The following is a 23,868-nucleotide window of genomic DNA, read 5'->3' on the forward strand; positions in this document are numbered from 1 at the left end:
CAGTTTCGGAGCGACCATGAAAAAAGCCCTGATCGCGGCACTTGCCCTGACCCTCGCCACTGCTGGCTGCAGTGCGATACGCGGAAGCAAGCTCAATCCCTTCACCTGGTTTAGCCCCAGCCGGGGAGAGCCCAGCGTAACGCTGGCCCCGCGCGGCGGCTACCCGACCAAGGTTGGCAAAGTTGGCCAGATCCCCGCGCAGGTGGTCTCGAGCCTGACGGTCGAGAAGATCCCCTCGGGGGCGATCATCACCGCGATGGCGCTGCCTCCGACGCAAGGGTTCTGGGATACTGATCTCGTGCCGCTGAACGGTGGCAAGCCCGATGATGCAGGCACGCTCACCTATCGCTTCATGCTGCATCCGCCGAGCGCCGACAGCGCAGATGCGCGCCGGGTCTCGACGCCGCAGTCGCGCGCCGTCTCGGCTGCCGCCTTTGTGAACAATTACAATCTGCAAAACGTGCGCACGATCGTCGTGCAGGGCGCCACCACCTCGCGCAGCGCGCGGCGCTAAGCCCCCTGCCCCTTGCGGGGCCGCGGGGGGCCGTTTTCAGAGGGTGACCAGCTCGACTGCGCCATCGCGCGCGGTCAGCCCGACCTCGCCTTTTGCCAGACGCAGCGCATCGGCGCCAAACACCTCGGCGCGCCATCCACGCAGCGCGTCGACATCGCGTTTCCCCGCAGCGATTCGATCCAGATCGGCGGCATTGGCGATCAGCTTGGCGGCGACGCCCGCATCTTGCGATTTGGCCTTGAGCAACACCCGCAGCAAATCGGCCAGCGCCGTGTCGACCTGCAACTGCTGCCCCTGATCGGCCGGGCGCGGCAGCTTGTCGGCCGGGAGCTCGAGCCCCTCGCGCACCGCTGTCAGGATGCCCTCTGCGATCTCCCCGCGCCGTGCCTCGCGCAGCAGCAGCCGCGAGCGGCCCAGATCTTCGAGCGAGCCGGGTTTGGTCGAGGCCAGCTCCAGCAGCGCGTCATCCTTGAAGATGCGCGAGCGCGGGATATTTCGGTTTTGCGCATAGCCCTCGCGGAACTGCGCAAGCGCGCGCACGATCGCCAGAAAGCGGCCGGAATTGGTCCGGGTCTTCACCCGCAGCCAGGCCTCTTCGGGGCGGTTGATATAGGTTTCGGGGTTCAGAAGAACGGCTTCTTCCTCTTCGACCCAAGCCTCACGCCCGGTGCGCTTGAGCTGCGCGGAAAGGAATTCGTAGATCACACGCAGATGGGTGACATCGGCAATCGCGTATTTCTTCTGCGCCTCGGTCAGCGGGCGGCGCGACCAGTCAGTGAAGCGCGACGACTTGTCGAGCGATTGCTTGGCGATCTTGCGCACCAGCGTCTCATAGCCGACCTGTTCGCCAAAGCCACACACCATCGCCGCGATCTGGGTGTCAAAGAGCGGATCGGGAAAGACATTGCCCTCGGTAAAGAAGATCTCAAGATCCTGCCGCGCGGCGTGAAAGACCTTCACGGTCGCCTTGTGGCGAAACAGGTCATAGAGCGGCTCAAGCGAAAGCGCCTCTGAGAGCGGATCGACCAGCACCGCCTCCCCGTCGCTCCCATCCCGCACAGGAAGCGCCATCTGCACCAGACAGAGCTTGGACCAATAGGTCCGCTCGCGCAAAAATTCGGTATCGAGGGTGACGTAGGGCTCCAACTTCGCCTTTTCGCAAAATGCGGCGAGGGCGTCGGTCGTGGTGATGGTCTGCATGTCGTGCTTTCGCGAAAGGTCGCGGGGGCATCCCGCCAAGGTTCTTTTCCAATAGCGCTTGCCGCAAGGAAAGAAAAGTCATCCGCAAAACGACGCCAAAACCCCATGGCAAAGAGGCCCCAGCGCCTCCGGCACGCGGGATCACACCTGCCGGAGGCCAAATCGCGCCTTAGCGCCAGCCCAGCGCGGGGGCGACATGGGTCAGGATCGCGTCCAGCGCATGGGTGTTATAGGCGACCCCCAGCGAGTTCGGGATCGTGAGCAAAAGCGTGTCGGCCTCGGCAATCGCCTCGTCGCCGCGCAGCTGCTCGACCAGCCGGTCGGGCTCATCGGCATAGGAACGCCCGAAGATCGAGCGGGTCTCGGCAATGAAGCCCACCTGATCGCTCTCCTTGCCGCCGCGCCCGAAATACATCCGGTCCGTGTCATTCATCAGCGCAAAGATCGAGCGGCTCACCGAGACCCGCGGCGTGCCCGGATGGCCAGCCGCTTTCCACGCCGCGCGATAGGCCCGGATCTGATCGGCTTGCTGGACGTGGAACGGCTCGCCGGTCTCGTCATCCTTGAGCGTCGAGCTTTGCAGATGCATGCCCTGCTCCGCCGCCCAGACCGCCGTCGCATTGGAGCCAGCGCCCCACCAGATCCGCGACCGCAGGCCGTCCGAATGGGGCTCCAGCCGCAGCTTGCCCGGTGGATTGGGAAACATCGGGCGCGGATTGGGCTCGGCAAACCCCTCGCCCTCAAGCATCTTAAGAAAGACCTGCGCATGACGGCGGCCCATATCGGCATCGCTCTCGCCCTCGGCAGGCTGGTAGCCAAAGTGGCGCCAGCCGTCGATCACCTGCTCGGGGCTGCCGCGCGAGAGACCGAGCTGCAGCCGTCCCTGCGAGATCAGGTCCGCAGCGCCCGCATCCTCGACCATGTAGAGCGGGTTCTCATAACGCATATCGATCACGCCGGTGCCGATCTCGATCTTGCGGGTGCGCGCGCCGATCGCGGCCAGAAGCGGAAAGGGCGAGGCATGTTGGCGGGCATAGTGATGGACGCGGAAATAGGCGCCATCCATCCCCAGTTCCTCGGCTGCGACCGACAGATCAATCGCTTGCAACAGCGCATCGCCCGCGCTGCGCGTGGCCGAGCCCTGCTGGGTCGACCAATGACCAAAGGACAGAAATCCGAGCGTTTTCATCTTCAGGGCTCCTCGCGGGGCAGCGATGCGCCCGCTTTGTTGCTGTGTCACGGTCCAAGCTAGTCACTTGCCCCCCGGCACAACAATGCCCTGCCCTGTTTGCCACGGCGCAAGACCTGTGCCGCGCCGCACCTTTGTCGAAGCTTGGCGGCCCAGTCTGCCAGATTTAGAGCGTGATCAACCCGCGCTCGCCCTGCGCAAAGGCCCGCAGCACCGCCGGATAGAGCCGATGTTCCTGCACCAGAACCCGGGCCGCCAGCGTCTCGGGCGTGTCTCCCGTCTCGACCGGCACACGGGCCTGACCCAAAATCGGGCCGTCATCGAGCACCGGGGTCACCTCATGCACCGTGCAGCCCGCCTCGGTGTCGCCCGCCTCAAGTGCACGTTTATGCGTGTGCAGACCGGGATATTTCGGCAAAAGCGAGGGGTGGATATTGAGCATCCGCCCGGAAAACCGCTCGACAAAGCCGGGGGTGAGCACGCGCATGAAGCCCGCCAGACACAGGATATCGGGTTCGGCTGCGAGGATAGGCTTGAGCAGTTCCGCCTCAAATGCCGCGCGATCCTTAGCGTAGGGGCGATGATCGATGGCCGCCGTCGGCACGCCCATCCGGGCGGCCTTCTCCAGACCGCCAGCTGCGGCATCATTGGAGGCGACCAGCACCGCGCGGGCCGGATGATCGCCCACCATGCTCTCGACCAGCTTGATCATATTCGACCCGCCGCCCGAGATCAGGATGGCGACGCGCTTCACAGCAGGCGGCCCGCGTAAGAGACGCCGTCGCCCGCGCTGAGCGTCCCGATCCGGGTAACGCTTTCACCTTCGGCTTCAAGCAATTGGGTGATCGCCTCGGCCCGGTCCGCCGCCACGACGACGATCATCCCGATACCGCAATTGAACGTCTTGAGCAGCTCGCCCTCTTCCATCCCGGCGGTCTCGGCCAGCCAGCGGAACACGCCCGGCAGCTCCCACGCAGAGAGATCGATCCGCGCGCCCATGCCTTCGGGCAGCACGCGCGGCAGGTTCTCGGTCAGGCCACCGCCGGTGATATGCGCCAGCGCATGCACGCCGCCTGCGCGCACCGCGGCCAAGGTTTGGCGGACATAGAGCCGGGTCGGTGCCAGCAAGGCCTCGCCCAGAGTGCCCTCGGCAAAGGGGCAATCCGCATCCCAGCCAAGGCCCGACAGCTCCACCACCTTGCGCACGAAGGAATAGCCGTTCGAATGCACCCCGTTAGAGCCCAGCCCCAGCAGCACATCGCCCTCAACCACGCCCGCCGGCAGATCGCCCCCGCGCTCCATCGCGCCCACGGCAAAGCCTGCGAGATCGAAATCACCCTTGTGATACATCCCCGGCATCTCCGCCGTCTCGCCACCGATCAGCGCACAGCCCGATTGCGCACAGCCCTCGGCAATGCCCTCGATGATGGTCGCGGCCTGATCCAGCTCCAGCTTGCCGGTCGCGAAATAGTCGAGGAAAAACAGCGGCTCTGCGCCCTGACACACCAGATCGTTGACGCACATCGCGACCAGATCGATCCCGATCGTTGCGACATTGCCCGTGTCAATCGCGATGCGCAGCTTGGTGCCCACACCATCGGTGGCCGCCACAAGGATCGGATCATTGAACCCGGCCGCTTTCAGATCAAACAGCGCGCCGAAGCCGCCAAGCCCCGACATCGTGCCCGAGCGCTGCGTGCGCTTGGCTGCGGGCTTGATCCGTTCGACCAAAGCATTGCCCGCGTCGATATCGACACCAGCATCGGCATAGGTAAGACCGTTCTTCTTGGTCATGGCGGCGCTCTCCCATCGAGGATTCTTTGCGCGCAAAGCCCTAGCGTAATGAGTTGCGCCCCGCAACGCTCCTGACCACCCCGCACGGGCTTTCTTGACGCCCGCGCGCGGCGCGACTAGAGGAAAGAGCAATGGTGGGCCTGTAGCTCAACTGGTTAGAGCAGGGCGCTCATAACGCCTTGGTTGCGGGTTCAAGTCCTGCCGGGCCTACCAATAGAAAACTAAGTGTCAGTCACACCATGTTTTTTCCGGGAGTCACACCATCCGTTTTCCGCGGTCGTCGCTGCCTAGCCCGCACGAACCGCTAAGGCATTGGAAAAAATGCACTTCCTTTATGCGCGACAAAGCTGGCACATAGCAGCAGCTACACCTTGCAACGCAAGCCCAGCTCCACCTCTTCGCGCAGATAGATATGACCATAGCTCACGCCCTCAGGCGCAAAGGGTCGCAGTCGGGCCTTCCTGAGTCGCGCAAGAATGCTGTTTCGATGTTCGCCAAAGCGTTCGATCAGCATGGGCAAGGTCACGAAGCGCTCTCGAAATACTTGGATATCGGAGGCACGCAGGTAAAAAACGCACGCCCCATCTTTCGGTGCGGTCATGCGGACCGAGGGCGAGTGCCCTGCCTCAAGAAGCGCAATGAACCTGTCCCTGCCGCGCCGGCTGATCGTGCGGCTGAACTCGGTGGCGGGGATCAGCCCTTGCGCTGTGGCGGGGCTCCGTTGACGTGCGAGATGATTGATGTCCTCCATATAGACAACCAGCCCGTGATACCCTTCAACTCCCATCTGGACCCTAAGACGAAGCATGCCTTTTCGGATCGCTCCGATAATAGCACAGACCCGGAGACCGGAGCGCGCGCTGGCCATCTGCAGCGTTTCCCATTCATTGCCTGAGATCGGGCCCGCTTGGGCCAATACCATGAGCTCTGTCACAAGCGTTTGCCCATCCTCCCGCCGCCACCGACGTCTGACGGTCGGGACGGCTGTCGCTGGAAAAAGGACGCCATCCGCGACGAGCGCGTCCAGTTCGTTGCGAGTTGCGCCCATTGCATTGCAAAGCTCGCGCACTCCGATCCAGTACGGCATTTCCGCGAGGAGAGGTGAATACCGCTCGGCATCGAAGGTTTTCCTATTTGCGGGGCGCGTATCTGTTGGAGATAGTCCGCCTGCCTCAATCAGAACTGCCTCAAGTCTTGTCGCCCAAATGCCTGTTTCATGCTCTGCAGAAGCGATCGAATGCAGTCGACGGCGCGGGAGCTCTTTACCAAGCACGACCTCGCCAGCGGCAAAGGGCCACGTATTTAGAATGCGCTCGCGAAGAAGGTCTCGAAATGGTGCGAGACCTGCCTCGTGAAGATAGTCTACCGAGAGCTTCGCGTAGAGATCGCCAAAGGCTCCGCGTGGCTCGACCTTTGCTCCGGTCGCGCGTTCGGCGAGTTCCCTGAGTGCCGTGCGGACTGTCTCTTCGCCTCGGCAGGCGACCTCGAAGCCTGCAGCTTGCGCGGCTCGCAGGTTTCCGACGTTCGAAGGATCTGCATGCCGGACCAGTTCGGCCCCTAAGAGGCGGCAAATCGTCGTTCCAGCGTAGAGCGAGTGGCGTGCCAGCCACGTTTCATCCCTCCCCGTCGCCATTCGGGCATCAAGCCAGATATCATAAGGAGATGGCTTCACGCGGGTCTGCTAAAATTCGCCGCCGCTGATCTTCTCGCGAATATCGGCTAGCCGGGGACCAGTGTCGTAGCGCTTTTCCTGGGTTTGCTCTCTCCAAAAGTCGACCAGAGGATGCCGGTGGCGCACGCAGAGGTTCACTTCGCGGAATTGCCAGTCGCCGCGCATCGCTTGGTCTGCCGCAGCTCCAACCGGATGCGTTTCAGCATCTTCGCGCAAACAGACCGGGCAGCCGCGCATTTGAGGGTTGCGTAACGCCCGTGAGACAAACACCTCGTTGCGAAATTCCATTCGGACATCGCCGATTGGCTTGCCTGTCCAAGAGATCATTTCGATCAGGTCTTCGGCTTCAAGACCGGCCCTGACGGCCATGCGCGCCAGAAATGATGGAAGGGTCTCGCGCGAAACAGGATTTACGCGGAGTGGAAGAGCGGTCACCGTTGCTCGCTACGCAACTGATGGAAGGTTGTGGGGCGGTTCATTTAGATCCTTTTTCGGCCAAGTTTCGTTCTGTTTATGGGAGCGGAGCGCTGTTCTAAAGGCGGTGAGTGCAGATTTGTTCGCTGGTGGTTTCAATCCATGCGGACAAGGTAAGAGCATTCAGCTCATCGCGGATATTTCTCCAGCGCGGCAGCACACCATCAAGAACCGCACGGCATTTATGGATTCGCAGAGGAGGCAGCTACAAGCAATCGAATTTCGGAAGCGTGATGACCCCGATCGTATGCGCCACGGGCATCAATTAGTCAGCCCGCGAAACGAATTGGCCAGTCACGTCGCCGGATAGCGACACTCACCAGACACACCCCCGCCGTGAGGCACCCAGCCGGGGCGCGTCCGCCCAGTCATGTGGGCAAACAGCCTCGGCCCAGACCGGTCATTCAGTCAATGACCCAATGCTGCGCGGCAGAGCGTCGAAGCGATCGTGCGTGCGAACCTTGGCGGGGGCGTAAGGTCAGCTGAGCGAGACAAGGCGGGCTTTCGCTGCGACTGCGCCAACGGCTGCTTGTGCATTCTGCACGAAAGCGGGTTCTTTGAAGAAGCGGTCAAAGGTCATGCGTTGTCTTTACGCGGCAATCCAGTTCCGCCCACAAGGCAAGACTAGACCAGTCCTTCGCGTTCAAGCACAGCCCTTATCTCTTCAAAGGCTGCAGAGATATTATTTTTGGGGAAGCGAATTTGACCTAGACCTTGGATGTTCGAAAACTCTTCGCACCCCTCTTCCAATACGACAATAGCCTTGGTGAACCCAAGCCGTCCCTGAAACAGTCCAACTTCGTGAACGACATTCATCCGCGCTTGCAGTGAACCGTCAGCTTGCTCATCTTCTGCCGTCAAAAGAATAAGTGCGCAGCCTGCCCCATCCAGCATTTCGGATAACCGAGCTATATTTGTAACGCCCGCAACTGGCACGCGGTTGAACTCCTCATGAGGAAGCTTCAGCCGGTCAACGACAAAATCCTTCAGTTCGCGCCACAACGGTGACCGACCATGCCCAATAAAAACATTCGTGCCGATCCGTTCCAAACGTTGGTCGCTTCTTTGTTTCCGTGACATGTGAGAACCGGCCTTTCTGATGATTTCAGCCAGATCAGATGCCACGTCGCAAGGAATCTGAAGCGCAGCTGATTCTGCGATTACTTCTTGATGTGGGGCAATCTGAACGCCAGCCATCACAGCGTTGCTATCCCTCGATATCATCTGGCCTCTTGGAAGCATTGCTCGACACATATCAGAGTAAGTTAGGATCTTGATGCCTTCAGCATCCTTTTTGAGACGTTCGAGAAACGTGTCACTACGGTCGTCAAGCGCGACCGATAGAACTGACAAGAGCTCATCACGTGCTCGATTCACAAGCGTTACCATCTCCGAGCTTGCTTTTTTAATATCACTCAAATTGGGGTGGTTTGCTTGCTCATAGATTGCGTTTTTCACTGCCTCGGAAGGATACTCGCACCAAGAACCTACTGTACCCATGCTCGTGTAGCTCATGTCTTGTAGTCCCCACTCGGCGCTAAACTGAGCTCCGGGTGGGCGTGGAACCAAGTTCTCGTAATAGACAAGCGCGTGATATCCTAGGTTGGAACCGCTCCAAGACTTGTGCATTTCAGTAGCGGCGTCAGTCAACGCTTTCAACGTTTCCTTATGCTTTGTTTGAAAGTCTTCGACTGCCGTCTCTAACTGATCGGCCAACTCTAAAAGCTCGTTTGACAATTTTTCACTTCCTTACAGATTTGGCCCTTACGTATGTGGAGCTCTAAACATGTGGATTTCTCCGTCGATCCTTATAGCAGACGTTGGCCGAACTCGCAGCATTGGTCGAAGAGGCCTCTGAGCGGGCTTGCGGCTGCGCTGCGGCATTTCATGATATGATGACCCGTCAACGTCGGGTTGTCGATGTGGAGGGCGTGGCGGATCGGAGGATCAGTTATGCAAACACCGAACTTACCTGCCATTCGCGCGCTTCGCCCAGCTTGGAACAAGGGACGCATCGTGGGCCAGAAGCGGCCCCTGAAACCCAAACATGTTTGGGCGATCAGGGTTCGGCTTGAACTGGCCGAGAACCATCGCGACTTGGCGCTCTTCAACTTGGCGATCGACAGCAAGCTGCGCGGGTGTGATCTGGTCAAACTGAAGGTCGTAGATGTCATGGCGTCCGGCCAGGTCAAGGAACGTGCCTCGGTCTTGCAGAGCAAGACGCAAAAGCCAGTGCGGTTCGAAATCTCGGATGGCACGCGGGCGTCATTGGACAAGTGGATGCAAGACCCTTTGATGGTCGGATCAGAATTTTTATGGCCTGGGCGTTTCCACGAGCGACTTCATATCTCGACCCGGCAATATGCACGCATCGTCAGGGATTGGGTGATCTCAATCGGGCTGGAGGCGAGCGCATACGGCACGCATTCTATGCGCCGGACCAAGGTCACCCAGATCTACAAGAAGACCGGCAACCTGCGCGCGGTTCAACTCCTGTTGGGCCATACCAAGATGGACAGCACGGTCAGATATTTGGGCGTCGAACTTGAAGACGCACTTGCTATCGCAGAAGCCATTGAGATCTGAGACTACGGGCCGTCTTCATGGACGGCCCATCGCCGACCTTGGGACTGGACGACTACACCGCAGCGCAGCTTCTCAGAAGCAATCGTGCGTGCGTCGCGCAGAATTCTTCGAAGGCTAAGATCCGCTGTGCGGGCTTTATTGCCCATGCTGCCGTTATGCCCGGGACGAGACTTCCGCCCGGAAATCCGTTGGTGTCTGGCCAAAACGTTTGCGGAACACGCGAGAGAAGCTCTGAAAGTTCACGATCCCCCAGTGATAGGCGATCTCGCTGACCGAGCGATGGGACAGCTTGCTGTTGGCCAGATCTGCCGCGATCCGGTTCAGCCGGGCCGTGGCGATCTCGCGGGAAATAGAACTGCCCTCGCGTTGGAGCAACTCGTTGAGCCGGCGCACCGACAGCCCCGTTTCCTCGGCGACCGCCGTCCGGTCCAGATCTGGGTTGCCGAGGTGCCGAGAGATGAAGGCGCGCGCCCGCAGCAGGGTCAGCTGATCGTGGGAATGTAGCTGCGCGCCTGACGGCTGCATCGCGGCAAAGACCGCCACGAGCATATCCATGATCGCGTTCTGGCTTTGCGCCTGCGCAAGGTCCGGCGTGTCGTCCAGCGAGGCCACCAACCTGGGAAGGATCTCGGCGGCCAGCTTGCCGAACCCGCTGTGCGTCGGGGCCGTGATCGCCGTCAGCGCTTCGGCACAGGGCAGCCGGGCAATGAATTCCGCCTTGGGGAATTGCAGCACGACCTGCGCGAAATCGTCGGGCAGCGTCAGTCGGTAGCTGCTTGAGCTGCAATAGAGTGCGAAATTGCCCGGCTCGAGCCGGGCCAGCCGTCCGGCCTGTTCCACGAACCCCGTCTTCTGCAATTGCAGGCTGACAAGAAAGGTCTCTTCGCCGCTTCGCGACACATGCGACTGGCTCCGGGTCACGGTCTGGTTGCTGCCCTTCACATAGGATGTGGAGAGAAGCGCGCGGCGCTTCAGGTCGATCTGACCGTGAAAGGTCCTGGGCGTGGCGGTGGCACAATCGAGCTCGACATAGCTGTCACAGACCGCCTCGCGCCAATAGGCGAACCGATCCGCGGGGCGTGCATCCTGCGTTGTGAATCGCTGTTCCATGGACAAATCTTAACAGAGGGCCGGCAAAAGCCCAAAACGACCTCTCTCCTCCGCCCAAAAGTACACCACCTTCCGCCCAGGCGGGCAAGCGCTGCGATACGGGACGTGTCTATCCTCTCTCCATAACAACAAGACACCAACAGAGAGATACCACCATGACCGGACCCACCAAGGTCGCTGCCGTTCAGGCCGCCCCCATCTTCATGAACCTCGATGCCAGTATCGACAAAGCCATCGGGCTGATCGAAGAGGCTGCCGCGCAGGGCGTCAATTTGATCGCCTTTCCGGAAACTTATCTGCCGGGCTATCCGTGGTATATCTGGCTCGACGCTCCGGCGATGACGATGCACAATGTGCCGGTATATGCGGCGAACTCCATCACCGAGGGCAGCCCGCAGGACAAACGGCTGGCCGAGGCCGCCAGGGCGAACAAGATCCACGTGGTCATGGGCCTGTCGTGGAACCGCAACGGCACGCTCTACATCGCGCAGTGGCACTATGGCCCCGACGGCAAGGTCCTGTCGCGCCGTCGCAAGCTCAAGGCGACCCATGTCGAGCGCACCGTCTATGGCGAAGGCGATGGCAGCGACATGAAGGTCTATGACACCGACATCGGCCGCGTCGGCGCGCTGTGTTGCTGGGAACACCTGCACCCGCTGAACAAATACGCCATGTTCGCGCAGAACGAGCAGATCCATATCGGCGCCTGGCCCAGCTTTTCGGTCTACGAGGGCGGCGCCTATGCACTTGGGCCCGAGGTGAACACGTCTGCAAGTCGCATGTATGCGGTCGAGGGTCAGTGCTTTGTCATCGCCCCCTGCGCCACCGTCTCGGACGAGATGATCGAGGTGCTCTGCGACACGCCGGTGAAGCAGCAGCTGCTGAAAAAGGGTGGCGGCTATGCCCGCATCTTTGCCCCCGATGGCTCGCCCATGGGCGAAAACCTCGCCCCGGACGAAGAGGGTCTGGTGATCGCCGACATCGACCTCAACATGATCGCCATCGGCAAGGCCGCCGCCGATCCGTGCGGGCACTATTCCCGCCCTGACGTGTTCCGGCTGATGGTTAACAACAAGCCCGCTCCTGTCGTCATGGCCTTTGACAACGAATACGCCCAGCCGGTCGAGGCGTTCGACGCCGAGGCCGAGGACGCCCCGGTTGAGTAGCCGCTATGGCGCCCGGCTTTTGGTCGGGCGCCCGTTGCAAGAGGAGGTTTACCCATGCTGACACCTGATCAATTCTACACCGAAGAGCAACGCAGCCTGCAGGCCCGCCACGACAGTCTGAAACTGGCCGACGCGGTGGTCCACGCCATCGTGCGCGATGAGATCGAAGAACCGCATATCCCCTTCATCGAAAGCCGGGATTTCTTTTTCCTCTCGACGGTCAGCGCCGATGGCGAGCCGACCGTCAGCTACAAGGGCGGCCCGGTGGGCGCGGTCAAGGTTCTGGATGGCAAGACGCTCGTGTTCCCGAATTACGACGGGAACGGGATGTTCAAGTCGATGGGCAATATCGCGGCCTCCCCCAAGGTCGGACTGCTCTTCATCGACATGGAAACCCCAAACCGCATCCGCGTGCAGGGCAGCGCGAGCCTGAGCGAAGACCCGGATCTTCTGGCCGCCTTTCCCGGGGCCAACCTCATGGTGCGGGTCGATGTGACCGCCTGTTTTCTCAACTGCGCGCGCTACATCCACAAACATGTCCGCGTCTCCGACAGCCCCTATGTGCCGGATGCCGAGGGCCAGCAACCTTTCCCCTCGTGGAAACGTATCGATATGTTGCAGGAGGTTCTGCCCGCCAAAGACATGGGCCGGACCGAGGCTGAGGGCGGCGAGATCACTTTCGAAGACTATGTGGGCAAGGTCATGGATGGCTCGTCCTGAAAATTGCGCCATCGCGTATGCAGGGCTCGTGGTCGGCGTGGGCTTTCTTGGCCAGGATATGAGCCACTAGGAGCGGAGGCAGGCCCTTGACCTGCAGCGGCCTCTGGACCTGGTCTGTCATCGGCTATGGGCCCAACGCTTAGGGCGCACAGGTTCTGTCAAAGTACCTCTCATCTTTTGGTTGACCCCCTCAGCAGGATGCCCTGCGTCCTCCGGCCGCCCCGCAGGCTGCCTTGGAGCCAGCATAGCGGATTGGGGACGATTGTCGTCGACACTGGAGGCGAATTTTTCAACGACGAAGTTCAGGCCGCTATTCTCGCGGCGGGTGGGTCGTTCGTCTATGGGCGTGCTGCTGTGCCGATGGACAAGCCGTTCCGTGAGCGCTTCTTCGGCGGGTTGCGAACGGCATTAGCCGACGAGTTGCCTGGAAAGGCAGGATTTTCGCCGAAATGCCTTTTCGCTTATGATCGGGAAGGCATGGCGGCTTTCGATCGTGACCAGTTCCGTTTGCTTCTGCTCCGTGACCTCGTGGACTACGATCCGTTATGTGAGCACGCAGGCCTTCTAGGGCGGCGTCCTATCGACGCTTAGCGCGATGCCACGCAATACGGCGTGGTGCGCCCCCCCAACCACGTGATCGACGAAACGCGACCGGCCTCGAACTCAAACCAATGCTGAGCAAAGAAGGCCTTCGGATTTTCGGGCTTCTCGTGGATATATTCCCCACCCTGCCTACAGGTGAGACGCGGGTAAGCCCTTCGCATCTTTCGGATCAGTACGAGCGAAATACCGGATGCACGATCGGGCAGAACGTCTTTCTTAGGGAAGACTACCAAGCTTGCAATGTCGGGGCACTGATGGCCTCCGATTAAGGGCTCAGGCCCCGCATTTTCTGAACCAAATTTAGAATGAATCGTTTTGCCTCTATTTAGGTGAGGGCTTTCACGGGGGGACGATCACGCGCGATGCGACCCCCCACCGCTCTGTCACGGGTCTGTCATGTTTGCGCCCTAAAGCTGCGAACAACAGGTGGGCACCGAATGAACCTTGGGGTGACGAGATTTGAGAACGTCGCGGTTGCGACAGCCGAGCCGGCGATTGCCGTGCGCGGCCTGCATCTGTCTTACGGCACGGCGAAAATCCTGCACGGGATCGATTTGGAACTGCGGCGCGGGCGCGCCTTGGCGTTGCTGGGGCCATCGGGCAGCGGCAAGACGACGCTGTTGCGCACCATCGCCGGGCTTGAAGCACCCGATCGCGGCGAAATTGCGCTCAACGGACAGATTGTTGCCAACCCGCAGCGCGCGATCAAGCTGGCTCCGGAAAAGCGCGGGCTGGGCATGGTGTTTCAGGATTACGCGCTCTGGCCACATATGAGCGTTGCGCGCAATGTCGGTTTTCCGCTCGAGATGGCAGGGATGGGGCGCGCAGCTCGCGAGCAGGCCGTGATGAGAGCGCTTGATCGCGTCGGTCTGGGCGCGATGGCGCAGCGCCGCCCCTCGGCGCTTTCGGGCGGGCAGCAACAGCGCGTGGGAATCGCACGCGCGGTTGCTTCGGGCGCGCAAACGATCTTATTTGACGAACCGCTGTCCAATCTTGATCGCGAGCTGCGTGAAAGCATGGTCGATGAGATCGCGCAGCTGGTGGCCGAGCTGGGCCTGTCGGCTTTATATGTCACGCATGACCAGTCCGAGGCATTCTCGCTCGCCCATGAGGTCGCGGTGCTGCGCGCGGGTCAAATCGCGCAGATTGCAACGCCCGAAGATCTGGTTGCCGCCCCCGCCAAGCCTTGGATCGCCGAGTTTCTGCGCCTTGGGGCGATCTTGCCGGTGACACGAGGACAGGCGCCGCTGCCCGGGATAGTCGCCCCGGCGGGCGCGACCCATGTGCTGCTGGCACGCCGCGCCCTGTCGATTTGCCAGCCCGAAGAAGGCCAATTGCGCGCGCGCGTGCTGCGCTGCCTGTTTCGTGGCGATGAGTTTCAACTCACCCTCACATTGCACGGCGGGGCCGAGATTCAGATCCCCAGCCCGCAGCGCGCCAGCCCCGGAAATGAATTGGGCCTGCATGTCGCGCAAGACGCGCTGCGATGGTTCCACGAGCCCACGACCTGAGCCCTTATTCCGCTGAACCCACTGAAATGTTTGGCCAACATGGAGATCGACAAATGAAACAGACCCTGCGCACCGGCTTGCTTGCCCTTTCCCTTGGCATTAGCGGCGCTGCAGCCCATGCCGACATCACTGTCTATACCGCAGGGCCCGCCGGGCTGGCCAAGGCGCTTGCAGCTGATTTCACCAAGGAAAGCGGCATCAAGGTAAACCTGTTTCAGGCGACGACCGGCAAGGTCATGGCGCGTCTGAAAGCCGAGCAAGCCAACCCGCAGGCCGATATCGTGATCTCGGCCTCTTGGGCGACCGCAACGAGCTTTGCCGATCAGGGCTTGCTGCTCCCCTACACTTCGCCCAATGCGGCCACCGTGCCCGACTTCCTGAAATCCGAGTCCTATGTGGCCGAGGGCGTCGCGGCGCTGGCCATCGCGTGGAACCCGAAATCCGGCACGAACAAACCGACGGATTGGGCGGATCTGGCCAAGCCCGAGTATAAGTCGCTCGTGACCATGCCCGACCCGGCGCAATCGGGCTCGGCGTTTGAGCTGGTCGCGGGGCTGGACGCTGCGGGGCATGACGATCTGTTCCCCGCGCTGGCGGCGAATGGGATGCTTGTGGCGGGGGCCAACAAAGCCGCGCTGACACCCGTGCTGCAAGGCGCCAAGGCGGCGGTGTTCGGTGCTGTCGATTACATCGCGATGGGTGCCAAAGCGAAAGGTGAGTCTATCGATGTGGCCTTCCCGACGTCTGGCACCGTTGTAGCCCCGCGCCCGATGATGATCCTGAAATCGACCAAACATGCCGATGACGCCAAGAAATTCATAGACTTCGTGCTGTCGGACAAGGGCCAGAAAGAAGTCGCCAAGGTCTATCTGATGCCCGCGCGCACCGATGTTGAGGCCCTGCGTCCTACCATCACCGAGCTGAAGCTTCTGCCGCAATCGGGCGATGCCTATGCCAAGCGTGGCGAGATCCTCGACAATTTCTCGAAGTCTTTCGGACACTAAGCGCATGGCGGGTGAAAGGACAGGCTCGCCGCTGCTCAGCGGAATGACCGCGGTGGCTCTCGTAGTCGTCGTGGCCCTACCTTTCACCTTCATCATGTTGCAGGCGATCTTTCCCGAGATCGGGGCGGGGTCTTTTGCCCGCCCTTTCTCGCATCTTGGCGCAGTCCTAAAATCCGAAGATTTCGGCATCGAAACGCGCAACACATTATTTCTAGGCACAGGGGTCGTGCTGGCCTCCAGCGTCATCGCGGTGCCCTTGGCGGGGCTACGCGCGCTCTATCGTCTGCCCGGAGCGTTGCTGTGGGATGTCGTGTTCCTCGTGCCCTTCATGATCCCGCCTTACATCGCGACGCTGGGCTGGATCCTGACGCTGCAACCCGCCGGCTATCTGCAACAATTGACCGGCGTCAATCTGGCGGAATTTCTGTTCTCGTTTCCCGGAATCGTCTTCGTGATGGCGATGCATTCTTTTCCGGTGGTCTATTTCGCAGCCTCGCGCAGTTTCGCCACAATCGGGGCCCGGTTTGCCGATGTGAGCCGGGTGTTTGGTGCCGGTCCGGGGCGCGCATTCTGGCGTATCACCCTGCCGCTTGCCACGCCCGCGCTGGCGGCAAGCCTGCTGCTGGTTTTTGCGATGTCGATCGAGGAATACGGCACGCCCGCCGTTCTTGGCGCGCGATTTGGCTTTGACGTGCTGGTGACGGGCATTGACGGCTCGCTTTCGGATTGGCCGATCGATCTGCCCAAGGCCGCGTTGCTGTCACTGGCGCTGATTGTGCTGTCGCTCCTGGCCTTTGCGCTGCAACGCCGGATTGCCACCGCACGCGATTTCGACGTCGTGGGGGGCAAAAGCCCGCGCGCGCCCGCTCGGAGCCTTGGCGTCTGGCAAGCGCCGGTTCTGGCGCTGTTTGGCCTTGTCGCCTTTGTCTCGACGGGACTGCCGCTGCTGGCGATCCTTGCCACCGCGCTGAGCCGCACGATCTCGGGCGGGTTGGCGCTCGACAATATCGGCCTGCTGCATTTCGAGGCGATCCTGAGCGACACGACCGGCGCGATGCAGGCCATGGCGAACAGCTTTTCTCTCGGGTTAATCGCGGCGCTGGTGGCGGGCGTGTTCGGCATCGCCGTCGCCTATGTCACGACCCGCGGACCGGGCCGGGGCCAGCGCGTGATCGACGCGCTGGCAATGCTGCCCAATGCCGCCCCCGGCGTGGTGGTGGCACTGGGGCTGATCTTGCTGTGGAACCAGCCCAGCCTGCCCATCACGCCTTACAACACGATGTGGATTCTGGTGTTGGCCTATGTCTGCATTCTGCTGCCCCAGCCGGTGCGCTACACGGTGGCGGCGTTTCAGCAGATCAACCCCAGCCTTGAAGCCGCTGCCCGCATCAGCGGCGCAAGTCCGATGCGCACCGCCCTGCGGATCTGGGTGCCGCTGATTGCGCCCTCGGTTCTGGCCGCGATGTTGCTGGTGTTTACGGTGGCTGCGCGCGAATTGGTGGCTTCCCTGCTGGTGGCCCCGGTGGGCACCGATACGATTGGCACCTATATTTGGCGGCAATTTGATCAGGGGTCGGTCGGGGATGGCATGGCGATGGCATTTCTGGCCATCATCGCAACGACTCTTATCCCGCTTGGGCTACTGGGCAGTCTCAGGCGCTTTGAGCGAAAAGCCTAGACGAGGGCGCTGGCTCCTCGACACGTCCCATCGCTTGGCCGACTGTCAGCGCCATCTTTGGGTCGAGGCGACCATCATCAGCATGCCCGCCTCCTTCGCCGCGAAGACAGTTCCGTGACGCACCCGCGCAATGCGAGATCTCATTTCTGCCAAGGCTGCTCCCGCAAGATTTCGGAAGAAATGCATTTTGCAATCACACTTAACAGAAGTGTCGCACGAACCCGTTAGAGAACCGTGGAAAAGGGTAACGCACCCTTTCGAATGCAAACCGACCTATCTGGAGATTGCTGATGTCCCGTTTCCTTTTGGCCACCTTCATCGCCGTGGCTCTGCCGTCGCTTGCGGGTGCCGAGACCCTGACGCTCTATACCTCGCAGCCCAATGCAGATGCGCAGCAAACCGTTGATGCCTTCACCGCGGCAAACCCCGGCATTGATGTCGAATGGGTGCGCGACGGCACGACGAAGCTGATGGCGCGCGTCGCCGCCGAGAGGGAGGCAGGCCAACCACAGGCAGATGTCTTGCTGATCGCTGATACGGTAACGCTGGAGGGCATGACGCAGGAAGGTCAGCTTGCGGCCTATGCGTCGCCCGAAGAAAGCGCTTATGACCCGGCGCTTTACAGTAAGGACGGCTATTATCATTCGACCAAGCTGATCACGACCGGGATCGTCTACAATACGGGCGCGCCAAGCGTGCCGACCTCTTGGGCGGATCTGGCCAAGCCGGAGATGAAGGGCCTCGTTGCCATGCCCTCACCGCTATATTCAGGAGCTGCGCTGATACATCTGGCAACCCTGACCAACACCAAGGGTCTGGGCTGGGAGTATTACGAGGCTCTGGCGGCGAACAAGACGCGCGCAGAGGGCGGCAATGGCGGCACGTTTAAGGCCGTAGCCTCGGGCGAAAAGCCCTACGGTGTTCTCGTCGATTTCATGGCGTTGCGCGCGAAAGCCCAAGGCTCGCCGGTCGAGTTCGTCTTTCCGAAAGAAGGGGTTTCCTACGTGACCGAGCCAGTGGCCATTATGGCTGGCACCAAGCACATGGACGCCGCTCAGAAATTCGTCGACTTCCTGCTGAGCGAAGATGGCCAGAAACTGGTTGCCAGAATGGGCTACATCCCCGCGCGCAACGGTGTGGCAAGCCCTGAGGGCTTCCCCGCCCGCAAGGACATCAAGCTGATGGATTTCGACCCCGCCAAGGCGCTTGCCGATAGCGATGCCAACAAGGCGCGGTTTGCTAAGATCTTCGACGTCCAATGAGCAAAGCCATAACGAAAAGTGGTGGCAGCCGGTCCTTAGACCGGCTGTTGCCTTTGTTGCTGCTGCCCGTCGCACTGATCGCGCTCGGGCCTGTTCTGCGTCTGCTGCTGGAGGGGATCGGGTTTGGCAGCGGACTAACCACGGATCACCTGACAGACGTGCTTGCACGCCCTTCCACTGCCACCGCGCTGCGCCATTCGCTGATCACTGCAGGCGGCGGCACGCTGCTTTCGGTGCTGATCGGGTCCGGATTCGCCTTTCTCGTGGCGCTGAGCGATATCCGTGGCAAGGCGGCACTGGTGTTCTGCCTAATGATCCCGATGATGATCCCCCCACAGATCACCGCACTGGCATGGATGCAGATGGCGGGGCCCTCCTCGACGATCCTGAAGATGCTGGGACTAGCGCCACCCTTGGGTAGCCCGCAGCCGCTGCATTCCGCAGGCGGCATCATCTTGCTGTTGGGGATTCAGCATGCCTCGCTGGTGTTTCTCACGCTGCGCGCGGGGCTGCGCATGATCCCGGCCGAGCTGGTCGAGGCGGCGCGGATGTCGGGCGCCGGGCCGGGGCGGGTTTGGGCGCAGACCGTTTTGCCGCTGTCGATGCCGTCGCTGATTGCAGGCGGTGCGATGGCCTTTGTCACCGCCTTGGGAAACTTCGGCATTCCCGCGATGCTGGGGATTCCGGCGGGCTACGCGACGCTGCCAACCCTGATCTATCAGCGCCTTGTCGGGATGGGGCCTTCGGTGCTGTCCGAAGTCGCCGTGCTTTCGCTTTTGATCGGTGCGGTGGCGATCTGTGGTGTTTTGCTAAGCCGCCTTGTGCTGAAGCGTCAGGGCTTCGGGCTGGTGGGCCTGTCGGGCGCGCCGCTTGCGTTGTCGCTTGGACGGGCGCGATTGCCGGTCGAAATCGCGATGTGGGTGTTTATTTTTGCGATCCTCGCGCTGCCGCTGCTTGCACTTTTGGCGACCTCGCTGATCCCAGCCTATGGCGTGCCTCTGACCGTCCATACCGCTACGTTCAACGCATGGATCGAGGTGTTGTTCGTGCAGCCCGTCACACGGCGTGCCTATGCCAATTCCCTGTTTCTCGCGATTACGGCGGCGGCAGTGCTGCTGGCGATCTGCCTGCCCCTCGCATGGCTGATGGAGCGCCGCGCCAATCGGGTCAGCAAACTTCTCGATGCGCTGATCGACCTGCCCTATGCCCTTCCCGGCGTCGTGCTGTCGATTGCCTGCATCCTGACCTTCATTAACCTGCCCTTCACCGATCTGACGCTTTACGGCACGATCTGGATCATCCTGATGGCCTATCTCGCGCGGTTCTTCGTCGTGATGTTGCGCCCTATCCAAGCCAGTATCGCCCAGCTTGATCCCGCGATGGAGGAGGCTGCGGCCAGTGTCGGCGCGCGTTTAGGGCGGAGGTTACGCGATATCGTCCTGCCGCTTGCCGCACCTTCGGCTGCGGCTGGCGCAATCCTTGTGTTCCTGACAGCGGTGAACGAACTGACCGTCTCGGCGCTTCTGTGGTCGTCAGGGACCGAAACACTGGGCGTGGTTATCTACAATCTCGAAGACAGCGGCGAAACGGTCATGGCCTCGGCCCTGGCGATGTCGATTGTCTGTCTAATCATTGCGCTTATGGGGCTTGTGCAAGCCGGGGCACGCCGTTTTCCGAAAGGAGTCATCCCATGGCAGAGTTAACATTCTCCGACCTGTCCAAGACGTTTGGCGGCGCGCCTGCGCTGGATGCAATCAACGCACAGATCGCCTCGGGCGAGTTCGTGGCGCTGCTTGGCCCCTCGGGATGTGGCAAGACGACCCTGCTGCGGCTGACCGCCGGGTTTGAACATCCCAGCGCGGGCAAGATCCGGATCGGGGGCGAAACAGTCGCAGGTGGCGGGCGCTTCGTGTCGCCCGAGGATCGCGAGATCGGGATCGTATTCCAATCCTACGCGCTTTGGCCGCATAAATCGGTGTTCGACAATGTCGCCTACCCGCTTGAGGTCCGGCGCATACCCCGTGCCGCACGTCAGGCTCGTGTGGCCGAGGCGCTGTCCCTCACCGGGCTTGGCGCGTTTGCCAACCGGATGCCGTCGCAATTGTCTGGCGGGCAGCGGCAACGGGTCGCGTTGGCACGCTGTCTTGTGTTCGAACCGCGCGCGGTTTTGCTCGATGAGCCGCTCGCCAATCTCGATCTGTCACTGCGCGCCTCGATGCAGGACGTATTCAGACTGTTTCACCGCCGCACTGGCGCGACCATGCTCTACGTGACCCATGATCAGAGCGAAGCACTGGCGCTGGCCGACCGGGTGGCGGTGATGAATGCCGGGAAAATCCGCCAATTCGCCGCGCCCGAGATTTTGTATCGCGAGCCCGCAGATTGTTTCGTGGCGGGATTTGTCGGCGATGGCGCGGTGGTCTCTGCCCGCATAACCGGACGCGCCGATCACGCGGGCCTTGTGCTGAACGTGCTGGGTCAGGATGTCGTGTCGCGCAGCGCAGCGCCCGAACCGAGCCATGTCAGCATCCGCCCCGAGTCGATCACATTGGCCGACGACGCCCCGCTGCGCGCCCGCGTGACGAGCTGCACCTATTTGGGCGGCCGCTTTCGGCTGGAGCTTGATGCAGCGAGCGAAACGCTGGTGGCGTTTTCTCGCCAGCGTGCTGCAATTGGTGAAACCGTTGGCGTCAGGCTGCACGATCTCTGGGCATTTCGTGATCCCGAGGGTGAAGTCGTTTTGCAAAAGGCGCTCGCCGATGCGTGATCTGATCTCGACTACCACCGCTTAGGTCGAAGTCCTCTCGGGGCTTGGCGAAAAAGGTCCCGCCTACATCCGGCTCTGGACCGGGCGGCATATTCTGTTCCCCGTGCCGCCATCAGGGCGGGCGGGCGAGTTGGCGCTGCATATCATGCGCCACGGCGAGGTTGCTTTCGATGACACCTCCCGCGAAGCGATCGCGGATGGGCTGCAACGCAGGAGCCTGTCACCGCAATCCGGAGCGCTCGCGCCGCTTTCGACACGCGCCTTTGACCAATCAACCCGTTTTTTGCTTTGCGATACGCCCAATGCGGATGGCGGCATGGGCATTGATCGGGGTCTTGCCGATCAGTGCATTTCGGCTCTGCGCAACGAGGGATTGCTTTTGGTCGAGAACAAGCGCGTCGACAAAGTGCGGCGCGCCGACCCAAGCCAGAAATCTGCACATTACGCAGCCGCCGTCGAGAAGCGCGCGGTCTTGCTATCAACACGATAGAGCGCCCGTTGATCGCTGGTGCTGCGGGCCACATCCCTGACAGCCTCGATGATCCGGTCGGCCTTGGCATCGCTCATCAGCGCCGAGAACCCAAGACGCGTCCACCCCGGTTTCTCGATCTCGTTGCCGTCCAGAATATCTGCACGCAGGGCCTCGGATCGCGTCTGATCGATCCCAAGGAGGCGGTGCGCATAGGGACCCGCGCAAGCACATCCGCCCCGCGCCTGAACGCCATGCAGATCCGAGAGCATGCGCGTCACCAATTGCTGGTGAATACGCGCGCCGTGCGGGTCGGTCACGGTGAAGGAATAGATCGGGATCCGGTGCGCACTCGGATGGCCGAGGATCTGCAAGCCGGGCAGCTCTGCCCAAGCCGCCTCTGCCCGCTGGCGCAGCTCTTGCAGGCGACGCGTCATATAGTCCTGACCGATGGCATCCTTGACAATGAAGCACAGCGCCGCCCGCAGATCCCCGACCACATTCGGGGTGCCGGCCTCTTCGCGGGCGATCACATCCTCGGAATAATCATGGGTCCAAGGAGATACGAACCGCACCGTCCCGCCACCGGGCGCAGTCGGCTTGGCGCATGCAACGGCCCCGCGCCGCAGGATCAGAATGCCCGACGCCCCCGGCCCGCCGATGAACTTATGTGGCGAGAGGACGACAGCATCGATCTCGGCCGCCGCATCGCCTGCCACGTCAATCGGAAGATAGGGCGCGCCGCCCGCATAGTCCCAGACGCTGATGGCGCCATGCGACTTGAGCAGGGCCGTGACCTTTTTGACGTCTGTGACGATGCCCGTCACATTCGACATGGCGGAAAAGGCCGCGACGATGCGGCGCCCTTTCTGCGCGCTCAGCAGCGCCTCGAGGATATCGAGATCCGGGCCACCGGCCTGAGCTTCGGGAATTTCGATGACCTCCGCGCCGCTCTCGCGCCATGGCAGAATATTGGAGTGGTGCTCATAGGGGCCGATCAAAACCAGAGGTTTCTGCGCCCCCTGCCCGCCTGCATCGACGCCCAGAAGACCGACAAGACGATTGAGACCCGCCGTCGCCCCCGATCCAGTGAAAATCACATCATATTGGTCATTGCCGCCACAGCTTTTGAGAGTGATCCGGCGGGCTTGCCGCCGCAGACGGGTCATCATCTGCCCGCAATAGGACGCCTCCGTGTGGCTGTTGGCATAGAGCGGCAAGATCTCCTCGAGCATGAAGTCCTCGATCTGGCGCAGCGCCCGGCCCGAAGCCACATAATCTGCGTAGATCAGCGGGTTGGACCCATGCGGGCCGGGCACCTGAACCCCCTCGCCGATCACCCCCTTGCGCAGGGTCTCGATCAGATCGCCCCGGCCCAGAGAAGCCTTGAAACGATCAAATTGGGTCATCTGCGCTATATCCATCGTCATATCCAGCCCTCACCTCGTGTTGGCTAGATTGATATCATTGCCGACACGTGGAATACTTCACCAAACTATGAGCAAACTCGGCAGTTATTCTATCAAATGACCACACGCACCCTTGATTCCATCGACAAATCCATCTTGCGCTGCCTTCAGCGCGACGCGTCGCTGTCGCAGCGCGACTTGGCCGAAAAGGTTGGGCTGTCGCAGAACTCTTGCTGGCGCAGATTGACCCGCCTGCGCGAAGAAGGGGTGATCAAAGGCCAGACCATCCGCGTTGACATGCAGGCGCTTGGCCTTGATCTGACGGTCTTTGCAATGGTCCGGACCCGGCAACACTCTGCCGACTGGCTGGAGCGTTTCCGCAAATCGGTGTTGGCGATCGACAATGTGGTCGATTTCTTCCGGATCGCCGGGGATTACGACTACATGATCAAGATCGTCGCTCGGGACATGAATGATTTTGACCGGGTCTACCAACAGCTCATCAGCAAGACCGAACTTGAAACCGTCACCTCCTATATCGCGATGGAGGCCATCGCGGATGGCAGAGATGTGCCAGCTTAACGTTTAGCGCGCCAACTGTCGCGGTCGCTCCCGCCCCTTTCATCACCGAGCGCCACTTGGGCGCAACGCGGATGTCAGACAGCGCGAGGGCACGCCCCCCATCTCACATGACAAAACAACCCCATGCCGCACAGGGTGACAGGCCGGGTGCAACCAAA

22 protein-coding genes and 1 tRNA gene are annotated in these 23,868 nt (G+C 61.3%); 14 read left to right on the forward strand and 9 right to left on the reverse strand.

Features of this window, described 5'->3' with window-relative positions:
* Positions 1 to 16: 16 nt before the first annotated feature.
* Entirely contained in the window at positions 17 to 514 is a 498-nt protein-coding gene (locus DL1_RS06220; protein WP_038063888.1) for a hypothetical protein, read from the forward strand.
* Between the two features lie 36 nt (positions 515 to 550).
* Here the strand turns inward: DL1_RS06220 and rnd are convergent, their stop codons facing one another.
* The 4 genes from rnd to purM form a co-directional block, all read right to left on the reverse strand.
* A complete protein-coding gene (gene rnd, locus DL1_RS06225) occupies positions 551 to 1,714 on the reverse strand; it encodes a ribonuclease D (protein WP_038063890.1) in 1,164 nt (387 codons plus the stop codon).
* A gap of 169 nt (positions 1,715 to 1,883) precedes the next feature.
* Positions 1,884 to 2,903, reverse strand: a complete 1,020-nt coding sequence (locus DL1_RS06230; RefSeq protein ID WP_038063893.1) for an LLM class flavin-dependent oxidoreductase — start codon at positions 2,901 to 2,903, stop codon at positions 1,884 to 1,886.
* A gap of 166 nt (positions 2,904 to 3,069) precedes the next feature.
* Entirely contained in the window at positions 3,070 to 3,657 is a 588-nt protein-coding gene (purN, locus tag DL1_RS06235; protein WP_038063895.1) for a phosphoribosylglycinamide formyltransferase, read from the reverse strand.
* On the reverse strand, positions 3,654 to 4,697 hold the full coding sequence (purM, locus tag DL1_RS06240) for a phosphoribosylformylglycinamidine cyclo-ligase (RefSeq protein WP_038063896.1): 1,044 nt from the start codon (positions 4,695 to 4,697) through the stop codon (positions 3,654 to 3,656). The genes purN and purM overlap by 4 nt, the downstream gene beginning before the upstream one ends.
* Positions 4,698 to 4,833: 136 nt before the next feature.
* Here purM and DL1_RS06245 point away from each other — a divergent pair.
* Positions 4,834 to 4,910, forward strand: a tRNA-Ile gene (locus tag DL1_RS06245).
* Between the two features lie 151 nt (positions 4,911 to 5,061).
* Here DL1_RS06245 and DL1_RS06250 read toward each other — a convergent pair.
* From DL1_RS06250 to DL1_RS06260, 3 genes are all read right to left on the reverse strand, one after another.
* Positions 5,062 to 6,369: a hypothetical protein gene (locus DL1_RS06250; RefSeq protein WP_143081644.1), complete on the reverse strand. Its 1,308-nt coding sequence runs from the start codon at positions 6,367 to 6,369 to the stop codon at positions 5,062 to 5,064.
* A 9-nt stretch (positions 6,370 to 6,378) separates the two neighbouring features.
* Positions 6,379 to 6,804: a TniQ family protein gene (locus DL1_RS06255; protein ID WP_162178737.1), complete on the reverse strand. Its 426-nt coding sequence runs from the start codon at positions 6,802 to 6,804 to the stop codon at positions 6,379 to 6,381.
* 663 nt (positions 6,805 to 7,467) lie between these two features.
* Positions 7,468 to 8,580 carry a TIR domain-containing protein gene (locus DL1_RS06260; protein ID WP_038063902.1) on the reverse strand — a complete coding sequence of 371 codons (1,113 nt, stop codon included), beginning with the start codon at positions 8,578 to 8,580 and terminating at the stop codon, positions 7,468 to 7,470.
* Positions 8,581 to 8,796: 216 nt separating this feature from the next.
* Between DL1_RS06260 and DL1_RS06265 the strand changes: the two genes are divergently transcribed.
* On the forward strand, positions 8,797 to 9,429 hold the full coding sequence (locus DL1_RS06265) for a tyrosine-type recombinase/integrase (RefSeq protein ID WP_038063905.1): 633 nt from the start codon (positions 8,797 to 8,799) through the stop codon (positions 9,427 to 9,429).
* A gap of 153 nt (positions 9,430 to 9,582) precedes the next feature.
* On the opposite strand, the gene DL1_RS06270 is transcribed toward DL1_RS06265, so the two are convergent.
* The gene (locus tag DL1_RS06270) at positions 9,583 to 10,539 is read right to left on the reverse strand and encodes an AraC-like ligand-binding domain-containing protein (RefSeq protein WP_038063908.1); all 957 of its coding nucleotides are present in this window, start codon (positions 10,537 to 10,539) and stop codon (positions 9,583 to 9,585) included.
* A gap of 155 nt (positions 10,540 to 10,694) precedes the next feature.
* Here DL1_RS06270 and DL1_RS06275 point away from each other — a divergent pair, with 155 nt between their 5' ends.
* The 10 genes from DL1_RS06275 to DL1_RS21510 all read left to right on the forward strand — a co-directional run bounded on the left by DL1_RS06275 (position 10,695) and on the right by DL1_RS21510 (position 21,740).
* Positions 10,695 to 11,705 (forward strand): carbon-nitrogen hydrolase family protein, encoded by a 1,011-nt coding sequence (locus DL1_RS06275; RefSeq protein WP_038063909.1) that lies wholly within the window; start codon positions 10,695 to 10,697, stop codon positions 11,703 to 11,705.
* A gap of 54 nt (positions 11,706 to 11,759) precedes the next feature.
* Entirely contained in the window at positions 11,760 to 12,425 is a 666-nt protein-coding gene (locus tag DL1_RS06280) for a pyridoxamine 5'-phosphate oxidase family protein (protein WP_038063911.1), read from the forward strand.
* A gap of 252 nt (positions 12,426 to 12,677) precedes the next feature.
* Complete coding sequence (locus DL1_RS06285; protein ID WP_038063913.1) at positions 12,678 to 13,016, forward strand: hypothetical protein; 339 nt, start codon at positions 12,678 to 12,680, stop codon at positions 13,014 to 13,016.
* Positions 13,017 to 13,465: 449 nt separating this feature from the next.
* Complete coding sequence (locus DL1_RS06295; protein WP_038063917.1) at positions 13,466 to 14,539, forward strand: ABC transporter ATP-binding protein; 1,074 nt, start codon at positions 13,466 to 13,468, stop codon at positions 14,537 to 14,539.
* 53 nt (positions 14,540 to 14,592) lie between these two features.
* Positions 14,593 to 15,543, forward strand: a complete 951-nt coding sequence (locus DL1_RS06300; protein ID WP_038063919.1) for an ABC transporter substrate-binding protein — start codon at positions 14,593 to 14,595, stop codon at positions 15,541 to 15,543.
* Between the two features lie 4 nt (positions 15,544 to 15,547).
* On the forward strand, positions 15,548 to 17,221 hold the full coding sequence (locus DL1_RS06305) for an ABC transporter permease (protein WP_038063921.1): 1,674 nt from the start codon (positions 15,548 to 15,550) through the stop codon (positions 17,219 to 17,221).
* A 290-nt stretch (positions 17,222 to 17,511) separates the two neighbouring features.
* Positions 17,512 to 18,483: an ABC transporter substrate-binding protein gene (locus DL1_RS06310; RefSeq protein ID WP_038063922.1), complete on the forward strand. Its 972-nt coding sequence runs from the start codon at positions 17,512 to 17,514 to the stop codon at positions 18,481 to 18,483.
* Positions 18,480 to 20,186 (forward strand): ABC transporter permease, encoded by a 1,707-nt coding sequence (locus DL1_RS06315; RefSeq protein ID WP_038063924.1) that lies wholly within the window; start codon positions 18,480 to 18,482, stop codon positions 20,184 to 20,186. The genes DL1_RS06310 and DL1_RS06315 overlap by 4 nt, the downstream gene beginning before the upstream one ends.
* Complete coding sequence (locus DL1_RS06320; RefSeq protein ID WP_038063926.1) at positions 20,174 to 21,250, forward strand: ABC transporter ATP-binding protein; 1,077 nt, start codon at positions 20,174 to 20,176, stop codon at positions 21,248 to 21,250. Before DL1_RS06315 ends, DL1_RS06320 begins: the two co-directional genes overlap by 13 nt.
* Before the next feature lie 130 nt (positions 21,251 to 21,380).
* Positions 21,381 to 21,740, forward strand: a complete 360-nt coding sequence (locus tag DL1_RS21510) for a hypothetical protein (protein ID WP_038063927.1) — start codon at positions 21,381 to 21,383, stop codon at positions 21,738 to 21,740.
* On the opposite strand, the gene DL1_RS06330 is transcribed toward DL1_RS21510, so the two are convergent.
* Positions 21,692 to 23,128, reverse strand: a complete 1,437-nt coding sequence (locus tag DL1_RS06330; RefSeq protein WP_038064106.1) for an aminotransferase class V-fold PLP-dependent enzyme — start codon at positions 23,126 to 23,128, stop codon at positions 21,692 to 21,694. The genes DL1_RS21510 and DL1_RS06330 overlap by 49 nt on opposite strands.
* A gap of 117 nt (positions 23,129 to 23,245) precedes the next feature.
* Between DL1_RS06330 and DL1_RS06335 the strand changes: the two genes are divergently transcribed.
* Positions 23,246 to 23,710 (forward strand): Lrp/AsnC family transcriptional regulator, encoded by a 465-nt coding sequence (locus DL1_RS06335; RefSeq protein ID WP_038063928.1) that lies wholly within the window; start codon positions 23,246 to 23,248, stop codon positions 23,708 to 23,710.
* The last annotated feature ends 158 nt before the right edge of the window (positions 23,711 to 23,868 follow it).

Source organism: Thioclava dalianensis (assembly GCF_000715505.1).
GTDB classification, from domain to species: Bacteria; Pseudomonadota; Alphaproteobacteria; order Rhodobacterales; family Rhodobacteraceae; genus Thioclava; species Thioclava dalianensis.